The 17,891-nt window shown below is 64.6% G+C and carries 13 protein-coding genes, 1 tRNA gene and 1 pseudogene; 8 read left to right on the forward strand and 7 right to left on the reverse strand.

All coding sequences use genetic code 11. The features are described from left to right. The first annotated feature begins 33 nt into the window (after positions 1 to 33). On the forward strand, positions 34 to 282 hold the full coding sequence (locus AC3WLX_RS17750; RefSeq protein ID WP_291628593.1) for a hypothetical protein: 249 nt from the start codon (positions 34 to 36) through the stop codon (positions 280 to 282). A 54-nt stretch (positions 283 to 336) separates the two neighbouring features. On the opposite strand, the gene AC3WLX_RS17755 is transcribed toward AC3WLX_RS17750, so the two are convergent. The 4 genes from AC3WLX_RS17755 to AC3WLX_RS17770 all read right to left on the reverse strand — a co-directional run bounded on the left by AC3WLX_RS17755 (position 337) and on the right by AC3WLX_RS17770 (position 4,778). Continuing rightward, positions 337 to 1,569, reverse strand: coding sequence for an EAL domain-containing protein (locus tag AC3WLX_RS17755; RefSeq protein WP_492336905.1), 1,233 nt, complete (start codon positions 1,567 to 1,569; stop codon positions 337 to 339). A 271-nt stretch (positions 1,570 to 1,840) separates the two neighbouring features. Then, positions 1,841 to 2,788: a fatty acid desaturase gene (locus AC3WLX_RS17760; RefSeq protein ID WP_492336906.1), complete on the reverse strand. Its 948-nt coding sequence runs from the start codon at positions 2,786 to 2,788 to the stop codon at positions 1,841 to 1,843. An 11-nt stretch (positions 2,789 to 2,799) separates the two neighbouring features. Beyond that, positions 2,800 to 3,816 (reverse strand): alpha/beta fold hydrolase, encoded by a 1,017-nt coding sequence (locus AC3WLX_RS17765; RefSeq protein WP_492336907.1) that lies wholly within the window; start codon positions 3,814 to 3,816, stop codon positions 2,800 to 2,802. 158 nt (positions 3,817 to 3,974) lie between these two features. Then, complete coding sequence (locus AC3WLX_RS17770; protein ID WP_291626460.1) at positions 3,975 to 4,778, reverse strand: MBL fold metallo-hydrolase; 804 nt, start codon at positions 4,776 to 4,778, stop codon at positions 3,975 to 3,977. Between the two features lie 196 nt (positions 4,779 to 4,974). Between AC3WLX_RS17770 and AC3WLX_RS17775 the strand changes: the two are divergent. After that, positions 4,975 to 5,151 (forward strand): annotated as a pseudogene (locus AC3WLX_RS17775) (MFS transporter); the annotation flags it as partial. A 188-nt stretch (positions 5,152 to 5,339) separates the two neighbouring features. Further along, positions 5,340 to 6,290, forward strand: coding sequence for an AraC family transcriptional regulator (locus AC3WLX_RS17780; RefSeq protein ID WP_492336908.1), 951 nt, complete (start codon positions 5,340 to 5,342; stop codon positions 6,288 to 6,290). On the opposite strand, the gene AC3WLX_RS17785 is transcribed toward AC3WLX_RS17780, so the two are convergent. Both AC3WLX_RS17785 and AC3WLX_RS17790 read right to left on the reverse strand, forming a co-directional pair. Then, positions 6,287 to 7,294, reverse strand: a complete 1,008-nt coding sequence (locus AC3WLX_RS17785; protein WP_492336909.1) for a zinc-dependent alcohol dehydrogenase family protein — start codon at positions 7,292 to 7,294, stop codon at positions 6,287 to 6,289. The genes AC3WLX_RS17780 and AC3WLX_RS17785 overlap by 4 nt on opposite strands. A 15-nt stretch (positions 7,295 to 7,309) precedes the next feature. Continuing rightward, positions 7,310 to 8,920, reverse strand: a complete 1,611-nt coding sequence (locus AC3WLX_RS17790; protein WP_492336910.1) for an acyl-CoA synthetase — start codon at positions 8,918 to 8,920, stop codon at positions 7,310 to 7,312. Between the two features lie 200 nt (positions 8,921 to 9,120). On the opposite strand from AC3WLX_RS17790, the gene AC3WLX_RS17795 reads away from it, so the two are divergent. The 4 genes from AC3WLX_RS17795 to AC3WLX_RS17810 all read left to right on the forward strand — a co-directional run bounded on the left by AC3WLX_RS17795 (position 9,121) and on the right by AC3WLX_RS17810 (position 15,528). After that, on the forward strand, positions 9,121 to 10,326 hold the full coding sequence (locus AC3WLX_RS17795; RefSeq protein WP_291626450.1) for an ABC transporter substrate-binding protein: 1,206 nt from the start codon (positions 9,121 to 9,123) through the stop codon (positions 10,324 to 10,326). Between the two features lie 251 nt (positions 10,327 to 10,577). Beyond that, a complete protein-coding gene (locus AC3WLX_RS17800) occupies positions 10,578 to 11,645 on the forward strand; it encodes an HlyD family secretion protein (RefSeq protein WP_492336911.1) in 1,068 nt (355 codons plus the stop codon). Then, complete coding sequence (gene rbbA / locus AC3WLX_RS17805; RefSeq protein ID WP_492336912.1) at positions 11,642 to 14,413, forward strand: ribosome-associated ATPase/putative transporter RbbA; 2,772 nt, start codon at positions 11,642 to 11,644, stop codon at positions 14,411 to 14,413. Before AC3WLX_RS17800 ends, rbbA begins: the two co-directional genes overlap by 4 nt. Before the next feature lie 2 nt (positions 14,414 to 14,415). Beyond that, on the forward strand, positions 14,416 to 15,528 hold the full coding sequence (locus AC3WLX_RS17810) for an ABC transporter permease (protein ID WP_492336913.1): 1,113 nt from the start codon (positions 14,416 to 14,418) through the stop codon (positions 15,526 to 15,528). Between the two features lie 195 nt (positions 15,529 to 15,723). Here the strand turns inward: AC3WLX_RS17810 and AC3WLX_RS17815 are convergent. Continuing rightward, a tRNA-Met gene (locus AC3WLX_RS17815) sits at positions 15,724 to 15,800 on the reverse strand. Between the two features lie 393 nt (positions 15,801 to 16,193). Between AC3WLX_RS17815 and AC3WLX_RS17820 the strand changes: the two genes are divergently transcribed. Next, the gene (locus tag AC3WLX_RS17820) at positions 16,194 to 17,786 is read left to right on the forward strand and encodes a GMC family oxidoreductase (RefSeq protein ID WP_492336914.1); all 1,593 of its coding nucleotides are present in this window, start codon (positions 16,194 to 16,196) and stop codon (positions 17,784 to 17,786) included. Positions 17,787 to 17,891: the final 105 nt, after the last annotated feature.

Genomic DNA, 17,891 nt, shown 5'->3' on the forward strand with positions numbered 1-17,891 from the left:
AACAATGGTCCTAGCGCCAAATGGAGAATGAAGATGTTTCGTAAGCTTGCTCTTGGTCTGATCGCTGCCGGCACGCTCGGTGTCGCCGCTCTGGCTCCCACTGCCGCTTCGGCCGGCGGTTTCCATTACTATCATGGTCATAACCACTGGGGTCCCGGTTGGGGCCTTGGCGGCATCTACCTCAACACCGGCGTCAGCAATTGCTACCAGGAGCGCCTGGTCCGCACTCGTCACGGTCTGCGCGTGCGCGTCGTGAATGTCTGCGCCTACGGGATCTACTGAGCACGGCTATCGTCTGGCGCAGCCCCGGTCGCTCCGCGACCGGGGTTCGTCGTCTCAGCTCGCAAGAGCCGCCGGCGTCGCGGAAGCGGCCTGCTGGTCCGTCAATGCATTGCGATCCGATATCCATCGTTCGGCGCGGGAACGCCGTAGCGAGGGTGCGAAGTAGTAGCCTTGGGCGACGTCGCAGCCTGCCCGACGGATGATTTCAAGCGCTTGCGAGCTCTCGACCCCCTCGGCCACAACCTTCATATTGAACGCCTTCGCAAGCGCGACGGAAGCATCGACGATCTTCATCATGTCGTCGTCGGCCTCGCAACCTTTGATGAAGGACTGGTCGATCTTGAGCTCGCTGAACGGAAGTCGCGCCAGGGCAGCCAGCGACGAATAGCCGGTGCCGAAATCGTCGATTGCGGTACCGATCTTCTTCAGCCGCAGACGCACCAGAATGTCGTTGGCACGGTCGACGTCGGCCATTGCAGTGGTCTCGGTGATCTCGACCGTCAGCGAGGACGGAGGCACGTTCGCCTGGCGAAGGATCGCCTCAATCCGCTCCGGCAGTGCCAAATCCGACATCAGTGAACCCGAGATGTTGACGGCGATGGTGAAACCGGGGTTGCGTTCGATCAGCTTGCGGCCCTGTGACATCGCCGATGAAAGAATGCAATCGGTCACCTCGCGAATCAGGCCGGTCTGCTCGGCGATCGGAATGAAGACCATCGGCGAGACCATGCCGAATTCGGCGGTGCGCCAACGTGCGAGGGCCTCTGCGCCGACCACTTTGCCCGTCCCCAGCGCGATCTTGGGCTGGAATTCGACGAAGAACTCGCCATCGGCCAGCCCACGCGCAATTCGGTCCGGCGTGATCCGGGGCGGGGTTTCGGCAGATCTCGCAGCCAACGGCGAGCGCTGCGGCAAGTCGAAGGCACAGCGCAAGCGGTTGAGATCGAGCGGCTTGGTCAGGCAGCCGCCAAGCAGCAGCTTCAGTCCGGCGACAACCCGGCGCGTTGCCTTCATGACGCGATCATCGCAGCCGCTGATGATCACGATCGACATCGCGCGGAGATCCCGCTCGGCGACGAACCGCAACAGCTCGACACCGTCCCGCTCGCCGAGCGACAGATCCAGCGCCATGATGTCGAAGGCTTCGCGTGACAAAAGGTCCGTCGCGGCCTCGTAGGAAGGCACGACGACGGACTCGTAACCGAGCTTCGCGCCGATCTTGCTGATCAAGACCCGTTGCACCAGATCGTCGTCCACTACCAGAAGACGGCCTCTCGTCGCGCTCATCATCAAACTCCCGGTTGATGGCGTTCACCGTAGAGCAGCGGCCTCGCTTGGTTATGAATAGAAGACGGCTAAAACTTTCCCGATCGGGAAGGATTTGTTAGCGATGTTTCTCAGCCACATAAGTGGCTGATATGGCAGGTAAAATTTGCGCGCTTCGCACCGCGCGGCAAAAACGGTATCGGGTTGACGCGTCCGACCCTTAGGCGTGATGAACGCGTCGTGAAGCTCTTTATCGGAAGCCGGCAAACGCGCCGGGGAGATCTGTGCGCGGCTAGCCGGTCTGCCGCTGCCGGCGAAACCAGGCCCAGGTCTCGCGCGTCGTTCTGAGGTAGCCGCGGCCGCGATGGACGATCTCGCCGTCGACGATCGCGTTAAGCTTCGGCAGCGCATGAAAGGGAATCGAGGGATAGGCGTGGTGCTCGACATGGTAGGGCATGTTCCACGCGAACCATTTGACGACTGCGCCGGTGGTGGTGGTGCGGGTGTTGTGGAAGGCGCTGCGGGTGCGGTCGCAGCCGGTATGCTCGGCGTAGAGATAGGGCCGCAGGAAGAACTGCCCGATGATCAGCGGCACGATCCAGACCCAGAGCAGCAGCGCCGACGAGAACCACAGCGAAAGCGCGAGCAGCAGCGCATAGAGGGCCACATGGATTCGCGCTTCCGTCACGATCGTCGCGCGCTTGTTCTGGGGGATCCAGGGCACGGTGACCTTGCCGGTGAGCGCATGGCCGAGCATCAGGTGCAGCCGGCCGGCGACCTGGAGCAGGCCGCTATAGGCGAGCGCGAGCTGCGTGTCGGATGTCGGCTTCGCCCCGACGATCAATTCGGGATCCCTGTCTGGATCCTGGGTGTAGCGGTGATGGTCCCAGTGAAACAGACAGTAATATTCGTACGGCAGTCCGATGATGAAAGCCGAGAGATAGCCGACGACGAGGTTGAGGCCGCGGCTTCTGAACGCGGTCTTGTGCGCGGTCTCGTGCACCGCCATGAACAGGAAGGCGACGACATAGCCCTGCACCACCATCAGCGGCAGCGCCCAGAGCACGCCCCAGGTCGAGGAAACCTTCCAGATCAGCGCGCCCACCAGCACGATCACGCCGTAGTGACCGAGGCTCTGCGCCGCACCCCTGAGGTTGGATCGAACCGACAATTCGCGCAGCATGGCCGGCGAGAGCGGCTTCAGGCGATGCCCGGGTTCTGAAACGGTTGCGTCGCTCATGATCTGCCTGCCTATTTGCTCAGAAGCTCGGCGATCTCGGCCTTGATGAAGGCCTGATCGCGCGGATTGTTGACGGGATTGCCGGCGCGATGGCCATGCAGCGATGGGATCGGATGCAGCACGGCCGATTTCGCGTTCACCAGCCGGCCGAGCTCGTCCTCGTTGTCGCGAAGGTCGAAATAGCGATCGGTTGCGCCGGGCATCAGCAGCATGTGCGCCTTGATCGCCGCTAGCGCGCGGTCGGGATCACCCGTGAACGCCGGGCAGCGGCTGACGTCACCATTTTGCCAGATCCCGATCTGCGCCAGGAGATCATTGGCGTCGCGGCGCGCGAAGGTCGCATCCCAGGCGCGGACGAGATAATCCTCGAGCGATGTAAAGCCGGCCTCGCGCCAGAGCTCATCGCGATAGAAGCCATGCGACATCGCCCAGCCGGCATAGACGCGTCCCATGGCGCGATAGCCGGCGACGGGCCTTTCGGCGAAACGGCCATCGCGGAAGGCAGGATCGGCCGTGAGCGCCGCCTTCACGCTTTCCAGGAAAACGAAGTTGTAGGGCGCGCAGCGCGCGCTGCCGCAGACGACAGCGGCACGCTCGACCATGTCGGGGTGCAGCGCCGCCCAATGATAGGCCTGCATGCCGCCCATCGACCAGCCATAGACCAGCGCCAGCTTCGAGATGCCGAAGCGTTCGCCGAGCAGGCGGTGCTGGACTGCGATGGCATCGTGATAGCTCACCTCGGGGAAGGGCCCGGGCGTGTTCGAAGGCGAGGACGAAAGCCCGTTGCCGAACAGGTTCGGGATGATGATGAAGTAGCGTGTCGGATCAAGTACGGCGTCGGGTCCGATCAGCCATTCCGTGTCGAAATGCTGCGCGCTGAACGAGGTCGGATAGAGGATGACGTTATCCCTGGCCGGGTTCAGCGTGCCGTAGGTCTTGTAGGCGAGCTTCAGGGAAGGAAAGACGGTCCCGGACTGGAGAGTGACGTCGCCGGCCTCGAAGATGTCGTAGTCGCGCTGCCCTGTCATGCAACCAGCTCCCGCTCGCGGAGGCCGCAAGACCTCACGGCCTCCGCGATGCATCGATCATGCCGGCCCCGCAGGTGGTCCGTTGGCGGCAGGCCTTATAATGTACTTATAGTACAGTAATTAAAAGCCAGCAAGATAAATCCGATCGGGACACCAGCTCAGGCGATGGCCGCCAGATATCGCGCGACAGATGCAGCAAACGCCGCCTTCGCGCCGCTGGCGATGTTGCGGCCCCACCAAGCGCCGTAGATCCGTTCGAAGGCGAGCGGCTCGACCGCGGCCGCGATCCGTCGCACCGCGGCGGCGTTGAGCGGAATGTAGTTCGGGTAGGAATACATGAAGCTGACGAAGCGCCGGTCCATCGTCACCTGCGCGATATCCCCGGTGAGCAGCGCGCCCTTGCCGTCCGCACCACGCGCACAGTGCAGCACGGTGGCGCCCGCGAAGTGGCCGCCGGTCCGCAACAGCTGCACGTCGTCGGAGATGCGATGGGCATCGCCGGTCCAGTGCACGATGGCGGGATGAGACCGTGTGACGAAGGCGCGATCGTCGGCGTGCAAATAGACCGGCACGCCGCCGAACGCGTCGCTCCAGTCGGCGAGCGCGCCGTAGTAATGTGGATGCGAGATCGCGATGGCCTTCAGCCCGCCGAGTGCCGCAACGTACCGGACGGCTTCGTCGGTCGCGAGCGGAATGCAATCCCACATCACGCACCCGTCTTCCTGAGGGACCAGCAGCGCACGTTGGCCGATGGCAAAGCTCGGCTCCATCCCGATCCCGGTGAGGCCGAGATCGTCCTGCGCCACCAGCCGGTGCTTGCGCGCGAGCTCCTCGCGCGTGAGGAAGGTCTGACCGCTCCAGCCGACGAACTGGCGCTCGTCCTCGCAAATCGGACAGGAGTCGGGCGGTGCGCCGCGTGACGGAAATTGTGCGCCGCAGGTTTCGCAGGTCCAGAGGGGCATTGCCGTGATCCACGATGACAGCTCGCCGCAAGACATGACCTCGTCGTCCTCCGACGGCAAGAGCGCGACCAAAACCAACGCGTTCAGCGCAGGTTAGGTTCTGGTCCGCCGGGGCACCATAGCCCCGCCGATACCGCTCATGCGCGCCCCGGTTAGATCGTCAGCAAGAAACTCAGCGTCCCAAGTTCAGCTCCCGATGACGTCGCGCCCTCCAACGTCCCGTATTTGGCCCCTGTTCGCGCTCAACTTCTTCATGGCCGACATGCAGTCGGGCATCGGGCCATTCGTCGGGGTCTTTCTCCAGGAACGCGGCTGGGCGACCGGGCTGATCGGCACCGCGATGACGATCGGCAACGTCGCAGGCATGCTGGTGGAAATATTGAGCTTCCAAAGGATTGCGAGTGCGATCCCTGGGGCATCGCGCAACTGCGGCAGCTGGTCGCGGTCTCAGCACGTCATCGCGAGTGGCTTATCACGCAATCCTGCGTTTTTGCCGTTGCGGCGCACCGGCCCGACGATACAACCTGCCGCGGTTCGCTAACAAACCTGCCCTTCCGATTGATGATCCAGCCCCAACTCTCCTTCGACGGCGATCCGAACGGCCACGCCTACGAACGATGGCGCGAGCAGTTCTGCCGCCAGGTGGCGAACGTCGACTTCGTGCCGGTCGGGGAAGGACACGTCCATCGGACCATTGCGCCGGCCATCCTTCCGCGTGTCAGGCTGTCGGCCTCGTTCGGCACACCGATGTCCTTCGTGTCGTTGGGCACCAACGACGAACTGATCATGACGACGTCGCCCAATTCGGCGTTGAGCGGAGCGATGGGGAAACGTCCGCTGGAGATCGCCGCCGGCGACGTCACCATCGGGGACCCGTCGATCAAGGGCGCCTGCATCACCCAGATCAAGCACGGCAATTTCCAGACCGCGCTGCTGCCGCGCAAGGCGCTGCTGCGCGCATGCCCGAATGCAGAGGACCTGATCGCGCAGTCGATCCCCGGCGCCAATCCGATCACGTCCATGTTCCTGCGATACTACGACCTCGCCCATGCCTATGCCGACAAGCTCGCCCCCGCGGAGCTCGATGCCGTCTCGCAGCATTTGTTTGACCTCGCCGTGCTGATGATCGGAGGCCGCGGCGATGCCGCCGAGCAAGCTCGGACACGCGGCCTTGCTGCGGCGCGTCTTGAAACCCTCAAGGCAGATATCCTGGCACAGCTGGACAGCCCCGCGCTGTCCCTCAGCGTCCTGTCGGCCGCGCACCGGGTCAGCCCGCGGACGATCCAGCTGTTGTTCGAGCAGGCCGGCATCACCTATAGCGGCTTCGTGCTGGAGCAGCGATTGCTGCGGGCCGAACGGCTGCTGCGGAATCCCGCCATGCGCCTACGCAAGATCATCGAGATCGCGCATCTGGCGGGATTTCACGACGTCTCCTACTTCCATCGCGCGTTTCGCCGCCGCTTCGGGCAGACGCCGGACGATGTCAGGAAGCTCGCTAGCGATGCCCGCTAGCCGAACTCGACCACGATCTTGCCGAAGTGACCACTCTCCTGCATGAGTCGCAGCGCGTCCGGCACGGCTTCGAAACCGAACACGCGGTCGATCACCGGCCTCATGCCATTGCGCTCGATCGCGGCTGTCATGCCCTCGAACATGCGCCGGCTGCCTACGGAGAGGCCGATGACGTGCAGGTTCTTGGCGAACAGGCTCGAGATCGCTATCTGCTGCGAGACGCCCGTGAGTATGCCGATCACCAGGATGGTGCCGCCGACGCGAGCTGCTTCCAGCGATTGCGAGAACGTGTCCTTGCCTCCGACCTCGACAATATGGTCGACGCCGCCGCCGGTCCACGCTGCCGCAGCCTTACCCCATTCCGGGACCGAGCGATAGTTGATGGTGTAGTCGGCGCCGAGCGCCAGTGCGCGCTCGAGCTTGTCGTCGCTCGACGAGGTCACGATCACGCTTGCGCCGGCCAGCTTCGCGAACTGCAGCGCGAAGATCGAGACGCCGCCGGTGCCCTGCACCAGCACTGTATCGCCGGGCTTCACGTTGGCTTCTTCAAACAGCGCCCGCCAGGCGGTCAGCCCGGCGCAGGGCAGCGTCGCAGCCTCCGGGAACGACAGATGCGATGGAACGCGGCTCACGCCTTCGGCATCGAGCACCATCACCTCCTGCAGGACGCCAGGCCTCGTGCCGCCGAGGGCGTAACGGCGGCCGGCCGCGGAAACTCGTCCGTCGATCCAGGACTGGAAGAACATCGGGCAGACGCGATCGCCCACCGCAACGCGCCTGACGCCCTCACCGATCGCGGCCACCTCGCCCGCTCCGTCCGAGAACGGGATCAGCGGCAATCTGGTGACGCCGCCCTTGCCCTGCACCGTCAGCAGGTCGCGGTAGTTGAGCGATGCCGCCTTCATCCGCACCGCGACCTGGCCCGGTCCGGGCATAGGCTCCGGCAATTCGGCCAGCTCCATCCCATCGATCGACCAGTCGCGTGCGACCTGCCAGGCTTTCATGGAAACCGTTCCCTCTCAGGTACCGAAGCTCTTCTGCACCGCCTTGTCGAGGGTATCAGCCCCGACGAAGCGCTGGCGCAGCTCGCGCTTGAGCAGCTTGCCGCTCGGATTCTTCGGCAAGGCGTCGACGAAGATGACGCGCTTGGGCACCTTGAAATGCGCCATCTGGCCGGCGCAATGCTTGATGACGGTGTCCTCGTCGAGCTTCTCGCCGCTCTTGACCACGACGATGGCGGTGACCGCCTCGATCCAGCGCGGATCGGGCAGGCCGACCACGGCCACTTCGGATACCTGCGGAATGCGGTAGACCATCTCCTCGACCTCGCGGCTCGCGACATTCTCGCCGCCGGTCTTGATCATGTCCTTGACGCGGTCGACCACGGTGATGTGGCCCTCGTCATCGACCGTGGCGAGATCGCCGGAGTGAAACCAGCCGCCGGAGAAGGCCGCCGCGGTCTTGACCGGATCGTTGTAGTAGCCGGAGAGCAGGTGCGGCGAGCGATGCACGATCTCGCCGACTTCCCCGACCTTGACGTCCTCCATCGCGGTGTTGACGACGCGCGTCTCGACATTGAGCACGGGCTTGCCGGCCGAGCCGGCCTTGCGCAGCTGGTCTTCCGGCCGCAGCACGGTGGCGAGCGGCGCGATCTCGGTCTGGCCGTAGAAGTTCCAGAACTTGACATTGGGCAGGCGGCGCTGGAGCTCGAGCAGCACCTCCACCGGCATGATCGAGGCGCCGTAATAGCCCTTCTGCAAGCTCGACAGATCAGTCTTGTCGAAGTTCGGCGAGCGCAGCATCGCGATCCAGATCGTCGGCGGTGCGAAGAACGAGGTGATCCTGTGGCTCTGGATCAGGGCCAGGATGTTGTCGGCGGTCGGCTTGCCCGTGATGACGCCGGAGGCACCGAGATAGATCTGCGGACCCAGGAACACGTCGAGCTGGGCGCAATGATAGAGCGGCAGCGCGTGCAGGAATTTATCCTCCGCGCTCATGCCGCCGTCGATGATGCAGCTGACATACTGCCACATCACGGCTTCATGGGTCAGCATAGCGCCCTTGGGCAACGACTCCGTGCCGCTGGTGTAGACGATCTGCGCAAGATCCCGGCTGTCGACCGACGCATCGAGGAACGAGCCGTCGGCATCGAGGAGATCGAAGGTGACGAGGCCCGCGGGCGCCGTGGCCGCATCCTCGCCCGGCAGCCAGATCATCTTCTCGATTGCGTAATCCTTCGCGCTGGCCGCGCGCGCGGCCTCGACGAAATCGGGGCCGGTCGCAAGCAGCTTGGCGCCGGAGCTCTTCAGGATGAAATTGATCTCGTCCGGATTGAGCATGAAGTTGATCGGCACCAGCACGGCACCGATCCGCGCCAGGGCGAAACGTAGCGCTGCGAAGGCGTGCGAGTTGCGCGAGAGCACCGCAACGCGATCGCCCTTCCGGACGCCGAGACCGAGCAGGCCGCGGCCGAGCCGGTTGCAGATCACGTCCATCTCCGCGAAGGTCCAGCTCGTGCCGCCGCAGCTCACCGCGAGCTTGTTCGGCTCGCGGCCAGCAGACCGGCGCAGGAGGTCGCCGATGGAATGCTCGCGCGCTTTCGCGATGGTGGCTGCGGTGTCTCCGGTCATTTCCGTCCCCTGAATTGGCAATCTACTCGGATACCCGCAAGGCCGTGGCCGCGCCTTCGCGTTTCCGATATTTGCGCAAAACGTAATCGGCGCCATCGGCCGCGTCAATTCGGCCTGTGGGCGCGGCGTCGTCACGCAAGAAATGACGTTACACCACGGCAAACTGCGCGGGCGTACCAACTATAAACAGAGGAAATGCCATGCGCCGGACTATTGTGCGAGCCACGTTCGCGGCCGCACTCGCAACACTCCCGATCAGCCCGTCCTTCTCGCAGCAGGCGCCGCTCAAGATCGGCGTGCTCGCCGACTTCTCGTCCGTCTATTCCGACATCGGCGGCATGGGGAATGTCGAGGCCACCAAGATGGCGATCGAGGACTTTGGCGGACAGATGTTCGGCAAGCCGATCGAGATAGTCAGCGCCGACGTGCTCAACAAGCCCGACGTCGCCTCCACCATCGCCCGCAAATGGTGGGAGACCGAAGGCGTCGACATGATCATTGACCTGCCGACTTCCGCGACCGCGCTCGCGGTGATGGAGCTGTCGAAGCAGTATGAGAAGATCATGATCGTGACGGATGCGGCGAGCTCCGACATCACTGGAAAATCCTGCTCGCCCTACACCGCGCACTGGACCTATGACACTTACGCCAACGCACACACGGTCGGCAGCGCCATCGTCAAGAACGGCGGCGACACCTGGTTCTTCCTCACCGCCGACTACGTGTTCGGCCATTCGGTCGAGCGCGACACCGGCGATGTCGTGAAGGCTTCCGGCGGCAAGGTGCTGGGCAGCGTCAAGCATCCGCTGAATACGGCCGATTTCTCCTCGTTCCTGCTCCAGGCCCAGGCGTCCAAGGCCAAGATCATCGGCCTCGCCAATGGCGGCGGCGACACCATCAACGCGATCAAGCAGGCCGGCGAGTTCGGCATCGTCGCCGGGGGACAGAATCTCGCTGCGATCGTGATGTTCATCTCCGACGTGCACAGCCTCGGGCTCAAACAGGCACAAGGGCTGATCGTCACCGAGGCCTATTACTGGGACCTCAACGACAAGACCCGCGCCTTCGGCAAGCGCTTCATGGAACGCGTCAAGCGCATGCCGACCATGAACCAGGCCGCGACCTACAGCGCGACGCTGCACTACCTGAAGGCGGTGCAGGCTGCCGGCACCAGGGACACCAAGACGGTGATGGCGAAGATGCGCGAGTTGCCGGTGAAAGATGCCTTCACCGACAATGGCGTGCTCCGCGAGGACGGCCGCATGGTGCACAGCATGTTCCTGTTCCAGGTCAAGAAGCCCGACGAATCGAAGGGGCCGTGGGATTACTACAAGCTTCTTGCCGAGGTTCCCGGCGACAAGGCGTTCCGGCCGCTGAAGGACGGCGGCTGCCCGCTGGTGAAGTGAGGCAGCCTGGATCGAGCCGACGGCAATCCCTCCACCAAGGCTCGCGCGTCCGCTCCGCCGATCGGGGCGGACGCTTGGCGATGACGACGCACGGCCAAAAATAGAGGCAGCATGCCGCGCACCGCGGTCTGATCTGCATCAAGCTGCGGTGCAAAATTAGCTGCAATGTTGAGCTCCGCCCTTCTCCGCGCGATGCGCGGCCGGGCGTTCGTATCTCAACAGTGGGCGCCACCGCACGGCGTTGTGCACAGATGAACTTTACACTGGGTCGCGTCGTCGCCGTGCTCGCCGTGCTGCTCGCGGGCGGCGGCTATTACTATTGGCAGCACCGTGATGCCGACGCGCTTCCGCCGGGTTTCGCCCGCGGCAATGGCCGCATCGAGGCCGTCGAGATCGACATCGCCACCAAGACGCCGGGCCGGATCCGCGAGATCCTGGTTAGCGAAGGCGACTTCGTCCGCGCCGGCCAGGTTCTGGCACGCATGGACACCGAGCAGCTGCAGGCCCAGCGTCGCCAGGCCGAAGCGCAGCTCCAGCGCGCAAGGATCAATGTCGAGACCGCGAAGAGCCTGGTGAACCAGCGCGAGGCCGAGCGCCGGGCCGCCGAAGCCGTGGTCGACCAGCGCATCGCGCAGCTCGACACCACGAGCCGCAAGCTGGACCGGTCCGAGCAATTGATCAAGACGAGTGCGGTGTCGCAGCAGGTCCTGGACGATGACCGCTCCGCCAACGCCACGGCGAAGGCGGCGCTGGCCGCTTCCCATGCCCAGGTCGCAGCCTCGGAAGCCGCAATCAGCTCCTCCCGCGCCATGGTGATCGATGCCGGGGCTGCGGTCGACGCGGCGAAGGCCGCGATCGAAAGCATCAACGCCGACCTCGACGACAGCGTGCTGAAGGCGCCGCGCGACGGCCGCGTGCAATATCGCGTGTCGCAGCCCGGCGAGGTGCTCGCTGCCGGCGGCCGCGTGCTCAACATGGTCGATCTCGGCGACGTCTACATGACGTTCTTTCTGCCGACGGCCGATGCCGGCCGCGTCGCGATCGGCGCCGAGGTCCGCCTCGTGCTCGACGCCATCCCGCAATATGTGATCCCGGCCAAGGCCAGCTTCGTCGCCGACGTCGCGCAGTTCACGCCCAAAACGGTCGAGACCGAGGAGGAGCGGCAAAAGCTGATGTTCCGCATCAAGGCGCAGATCGCACCCGATCTGCTGCGCCAGCACATCGAGCAGGTGAAGACCGGCCTGCCCGGCATGGCCTATGTGCAGCTCGACCCGGCCGCACAATGGCCCGACAACCTCAAGATCAAGCTGACGCGATGAGCAGCGCCGCAGCCGAAGCGCCGGATGCCATGGACCGCGTGGTGCATCTGGAAGGCGTCGGCCTGAGCTACGGCAAGACCCGGGCGCTCGAGTCGGTCACGCTCGACCTGCCGTCGGGCTGCATGGTCGGGATCATCGGCCCCGACGGCGTCGGCAAGTCGAGCCTGCTCGCTCTGATCGCCGGGGCGCGCGCGATCCAGCAAGGGCGCATCCACGTGCTCGGCGGCGATATGGCCAGCGCGCGCCACCGCCGCAACGTCTGCCCCGACATCGCCTACATGCCGCAGGGCCTCGGCAAGAACCTGTATCCGACATTGTCGGTGTTCGAGAACATCGACTTCTTCGGCCGCCTGTTCGGGCACGGCAAGGCGGAGCGGCACAGGCGGATCGCCGGCCTGCTGCGTGACACCGGGCTGACGCCCTTTGCCGATCGGCCGGCGGCAAAGCTCTCCGGCGGCATGAAGCAGAAGGTCGGCCTGTGCTGCGCGCTGATCCACGATCCCGAGCTCCTGATCCTGGACGAGCCGACAACCGGGGTCGATCCGCTGTCGCGCCGCCAGTTCTGGGAACTGATCGCCTCGATCCGCGACAGCCGGCCCGGCATGAGCGTGATCGTCTCGACGGCCTACATGGAAGAGGCCGCGCAGTTCGACTTCCTGATCGCGATGAATGCCGGCCGCGTGCTGGCGACCGGCACGCCCGCAGAGCTGAAGCGGCAGACCGGCGCGGATACGCTCGACGAGGCCTTCATCCGTCTGTTGCCGGAAGCAGATCGCAGCAGCCATCGCGACGTCGTCATCCCGCCGCGCGGACCGGATCACGACGAGATCGCGATCGAGGCCGATCACCTGACCCGGCGGTTCAACGGTTTCGTTGCCGTCGACGACGTCAGTTTCCGCATCGGGAAGGGCGAGATCTTCGGCTTCCTCGGCTCGAACGGCTGCGGCAAGACCACGACCATGAAGATGCTGACCGGTCTCCTGCCGGTGAGCGAAGGCAGCGCGCGGCTGTTCGGCAAGACCATCGATGCTAGCGACATGTCGGTGCGGCGGCGCATCGGCTACATGTCGCAGGGCTTCTCGCTCTATTCGGAGCTCACGGTCGCGCAGAATCTCCACCTGCACGCGCGCCTGTTCGAGCTGCCGGCGGACACCATCGCTGCGCGCATCGACGAGATGATCGCTCGGTTCGATCTGGCCGACGCCGTCGACGCCCTGCCCGATGCTCTGCCGCTCGGGCTGCGGCAGCGATTGTCGCTGGCGGTCGCCATGATCCACGGGCCCGACATCCTCATCCTGGACGAGCCGACCTCAGGCGTGGATCCGGTCGCCCGCGACCGCTTCTGGCAGATCCTGGCCGAGCTCTCCCGCAAGGATAACGTCACCATCTTCGTCTCGACCCATTTCATGAACGAAGCCGAACGCTGCGACCGGATCTCGCTGATGCATGCGGGCAAGGTGCTGACGTCGGACTCGCCCGCCGCCATTGTGGCAGCGCACGGCACCGCCACGCTGGAGCAGGCCTTCATCGCCTGCCTGGAAGAGGCGATCGCAGACGCAGCAGAGCCGGCGGAACAGCAGGCTGCTGCCCCGGCGTCGACGCCGCCGGCAGTCGCCACGCCGCCCCGGCGCCGCAACGCTGCGTTCAATCCGACGCGCATGCTCGCCTATTCCCGCCGCGAGACGCTCGAGCTGCGGCGCGATCCGATCCGCGCCACGCTCGCGATCATCGGCAGCGTGCTGCTGCTGTTCGTGCTCGGCTACGGCATCAGCATGGATGTCGAGAACCTAACCTTCGCCGTGCTCGACCGCGACGACACCGCGATCAGCCGCGACTACAGCCTTCAGATCGCGGGCTCGCGCTATTTCACCGAGAAGGCCCCGATCACCGATTACGCCGATCTCGACCGCCGCATGCGCGCCGGCGAGATCGGCCTCGCCATCGAGCTGCCGCCCGGCTTCGGCCGCGACGTCAGCCGCGGCCGCCATGTCGAGATCGGCGCCTGGGTCGACGGCGCCAATCCGACGCGGGCCGAGACGCTGCGCTCCTACGCCCAGGCGATCCACGCCTCCTGGCTCGCGCAGAAGGGCCGCGAGCTCTATGGCGATGCGGCGATCGCCGGGTCCTATCAGCTCGCGCTGCGCTACCGCTACAATCCGGACGTCCGCAGCGTCGTCGCCATGGCGCCTGGCATCATTCCGCTGCTGCTGATCATGATCCCTGCGGTGCTCGCAGCACTCGCGGTCGTGCGCGAGAAGGAGCTCGGCTCGATCGTCAATTTTTACGTCACACCAGTGACGCGGCTGGAGTTCCTGCTCGGCACCCAGCTGCCCTATGTGGTGCTGGCCTTTGCCAACTTCCTGCTGCTGGTCGGCTTTGCGCTCACCGTCTTCCGCGTGCCTTTCACCGGTAGCTTCCCGACCTATGCGGCTGCCGCGCTGCTCTATGTCACGGCCACCACCGGCACCGGACTGGTGATCTCCTCGTTCATGAAGAGCCAGATCGCCGCGCTGTTCGGCACCGTGCTGATCACGCTGATTCCCGCGATCCAGTATTCCGGCCTGATCGATCCGGTCTCCTCGCTGCAGGGAGTGGGCAAGCTGATCGGTCTTGTCTATCCGACCAGCTATTTCGTGACCATCTCGCGCGGCACCTTCTCGAAGGCACTGGGATTCGACACGCTTCACAACGAGCTCTTGGCGCTCGCCGTCATGATCCCGGTGCTGGTCACCGCAGGCGCGCTGCTGCTGAAGAAACAGGCCCGCTGACCATGCGCCTTGGCAACTTGCTACAGCTCGGAATCAAGGAATTGCGCGGACTGGCGCGCGACCCGGTGCTGCTCGTGCTGATCGCATATTCCTTTACGTTCGCGGTTTATGAGGGTGCCAACACGCTGCCGGAGACGTTGAACCGCGCTGCGATCGCCATCGTCGACGAAGACCATTCGCCGATCTCGACTCGCATCGGGATGGCGTTCACCGCCCCGTACTTCTCCACGCCCCGGCTGATCTCGCAATACGAGATGGACCGACGGATGGATGCCGGCCTCGACACGTTTGCCCTCGACATTCCGCCGGACTTTCAGCGCGACCTGCTGGCGCGGAAGGCGCCGACGATCCAGCTCAACGTCGACGCGACGCGCATCTCACAGGCCTTCAACGGTGGCGGTTACGTCGAGCAGATCGTCAACGCCGAGATCGCGGAGTTCCTGGCGCGCGCCCGCGAAGCTCAAACACCGCAGATTGACCTCGCGCTGCGCGCCCGTTTCAATCCGGAGCTGAAGAGGTCGTGGTTCGGCGCGATCGACCACCTCATCATGTCGATCACGATGCTCTCGATCATCCTGACCGGGGCGGCGCTGATCCGGGAGCGCGAGCACGGCACAATCGAGCACCTCCTGGTGATGCCGGTGACGCCGCTCGAGATCATGGTGAGCAAGGTCTGGTCGATGGGAGCGGTGGTGCTGGTCGCCTCGGCGCTGTCGATCGCCTTCGTCGTCAAGGGATGGCTGGCGGTCACGATCGACGGCTCGGTGGCGCTGTTCCTGGTCGGCACGGCGCTGCAGCTGTTCGCCACCACCAGCATGGGCATCTTCCTCGCCACCATCGCCGGGTCGATGCCGCAGTTTGGACTGCTGCTGATCATGATCCTGCTGCCGCTGCAGACCCTGTCGGGCAGCATGACGCCGCGGGAGAGCATGCCGCAATTCGTCCAGGACATCATGCTGGCCGCGCCCAACACGCATTTCGTGATGCTGGCGCAGGCGATCCTGTTCCGCGGTGCCGGCCTGGAGGCGGTGTGGCCGCAGCTCCTCGCGCTCGCCGTGATCGGCAGCATCTTCTTCGGGATCGCGCTGCGGCGGTTTCGGGCGTTTCTGGCGTGAGCGAAGGGCGACACCTGAAGAGGGCGAAAACAACCCCATGCACAGTAGCGATCCCGTTGTTTCGGCTACTGGATTTGTTCGGCCCGTCGGGCAAACGAGGAGTCGTCGCCACTCCAGCCTGCGTATTGCCCCAAAAGCAAAAACGGCCCGCATCAAGCGGGCCGTTTTCGTCTCGGATCCGGTGAAATCCGAACTTGGTTGCGGGGATAGGATTTGAACCTATGACCTTCAGGTTATGAGCCTGACGAGCTACCGGGCTGCTCCACCCCGCGTTAAACCTTTGCGCGCCTTCGTTGAGGAAGTCCGTTGACGGTGGGTTGAGGCCTGCGCTGGTCGCGTGGCTTGCTCGGTCCGTCCCAAAGGCTTCCTTGGAAGGCAACCCCGGGCAGAGCCCGTCGGGTGCGAGGCGTATGTATCAAGGCGGGGTGCCTTTGGAAAGGGCTGCGGGAACGTTTTTTTCGACTTTATGACAGGGATCAGGGCCGATTTCTGCGGCGTTCCCCGCCCCCTTGCCAGAAGTTCCACAAACGGCCAGCTTGCGGCAACAAGATTAAGGCTGAAAAGGCCGCATTGTCGTTCCTGGGCGCGAAACGAATCCGGAATCTCGAGATTCCGGGTTCGCGCTTCGCGCGCGCCGGAATGACGGTAACGGGGGGAAACAAGCATTGACCGACACATTCGATTTCGTCGTCGTGGGCGCGGGCTCGGGCGGCTGCACGGTTGCGGGGCGGCTGTCGGAGGATGCGGCGACGTCCGTGGCGCTGCTCGATGCCGGTGGGCGCAACGACACCTGGCGGATCACCACGCCATTCGGGCTTGCTCTGCCCTACAGCCCGGCCAACTGGGCCTTCGATACCGTGCCGCAGAAGGCATTGAACTGCCGCATCGGCTACCAACCGCGCGGCAAGGGCCTCGGCGGCTCCTCGGCGATCAACGCGATGGTCTACATCCGCGGTCACAAATCGGATTACGACCATTGGGCCGCGCTCGGCAATTCCGGCTGGTCCTATGCGGACGTACTGCCCTACTTCAAGGCTTCCGAGAACAACGCCGATTTCGACGGCGAGTATCACGGCAAGGGCGGCCCGCTGCACGTCAACAAGCTGCGCTCGGACAATCCGATCCACGACGTCTTCCACCAGGCGGCGCGCGAGGCGCAGTTCCGTATCCGCGAGGACTTCAATGCCGAGGACCAGGAGGGGCTCGGCAGCTACCAGGTGACCCAGCACAAGGGCGAGCGGTGGAGCGCGGCGCGCGCCTACGTGGATCCCCACCTCGGCAAGCGCGCGAACCTGCACGTCGAGACGGGCGCACACACCACGAGAATCCTGTTCGAAGGAGGCCGCGCGGTCGGCGTCGAATATGTGCAGGGCAAGCAGACAAAGCAGTTGCGCGCCCGCCGCGAGGTGATCCTCGCCGCCGGCGCCTTCCAGTCGCCGCAGCTGTTGATGCTGTCGGGCGTCGGCGATGGCAATGCGCTTGGCCAGCATGGCATCACCCTCGTGCATCACCTGCCGGGCGTGGGGCGCAATCTGCAGGACCACCCGGATTTCGTGTTCGTCTACGCCTCGGATTACCCGCACTTCGTTCATTCGTCGCTCGGCCGGCTGCCATCCCTGCTGCGCGGCATCCAGCAGTACCGCCGCGAGCGACGCGGCGTGATGACCACCAATTTCGCCGAGTGTGGCGGCTTCCTGAAGACGCGGCCGGATCTCGACATACCGGACATTCAACTCCACTTCGTCATCGCGATGCTCGACGACCACGGCCGCAAGAAGCACAAGGAGGCGGGCTTCTCGTGCCATGTCTGCCTGCTCAGGCCGAAGAGCCGCGGCAGCGTATGGCTCAAAAGCGCCGATCCGCTCGCACCGCCCATGATCGATCCAAATTTCCTCGGCGAGGAAGAGGATGTCGAGGCGATGGTTGCAGGCTTCAAGACCACGCGCCGCCTGATGGACACGCCGGCGCTGCGCGCGCTGCAGAAGAAGGACATGTTCACCGCCGATGTCCGAACCGACGACCACATCCGCAACATCCTGCGCGAGCGCGTCGACACCGTCTATCACCCCGTCGGCACCTGCAAGATGGGCACGGATGCGCTTGCGGTGGTCGATCCGGCGCTCAAGGTGCGCGGCGTGGAGGGATTGCGCGTCGTCGATGCCTCGATCATGCCGACGCTGATCGGGGGCAATACCAACGCGCCGACCATCATGATCGGGGAGAAGGCGGCGGATATGATCAAGGGGGAGATGCGGTAGATTGTCTCCCACGCCCGTTGCGGCAAAGCTATCGCACGCGGAGTGATTTCGCTTGCGGCCATCCTTCGAGACGCCCGCCGTTGGCGGGCCCTCAGGATGAGGACC

The organism is Bradyrhizobium sp. FW305-F6 (genome assembly GCF_058782905.1).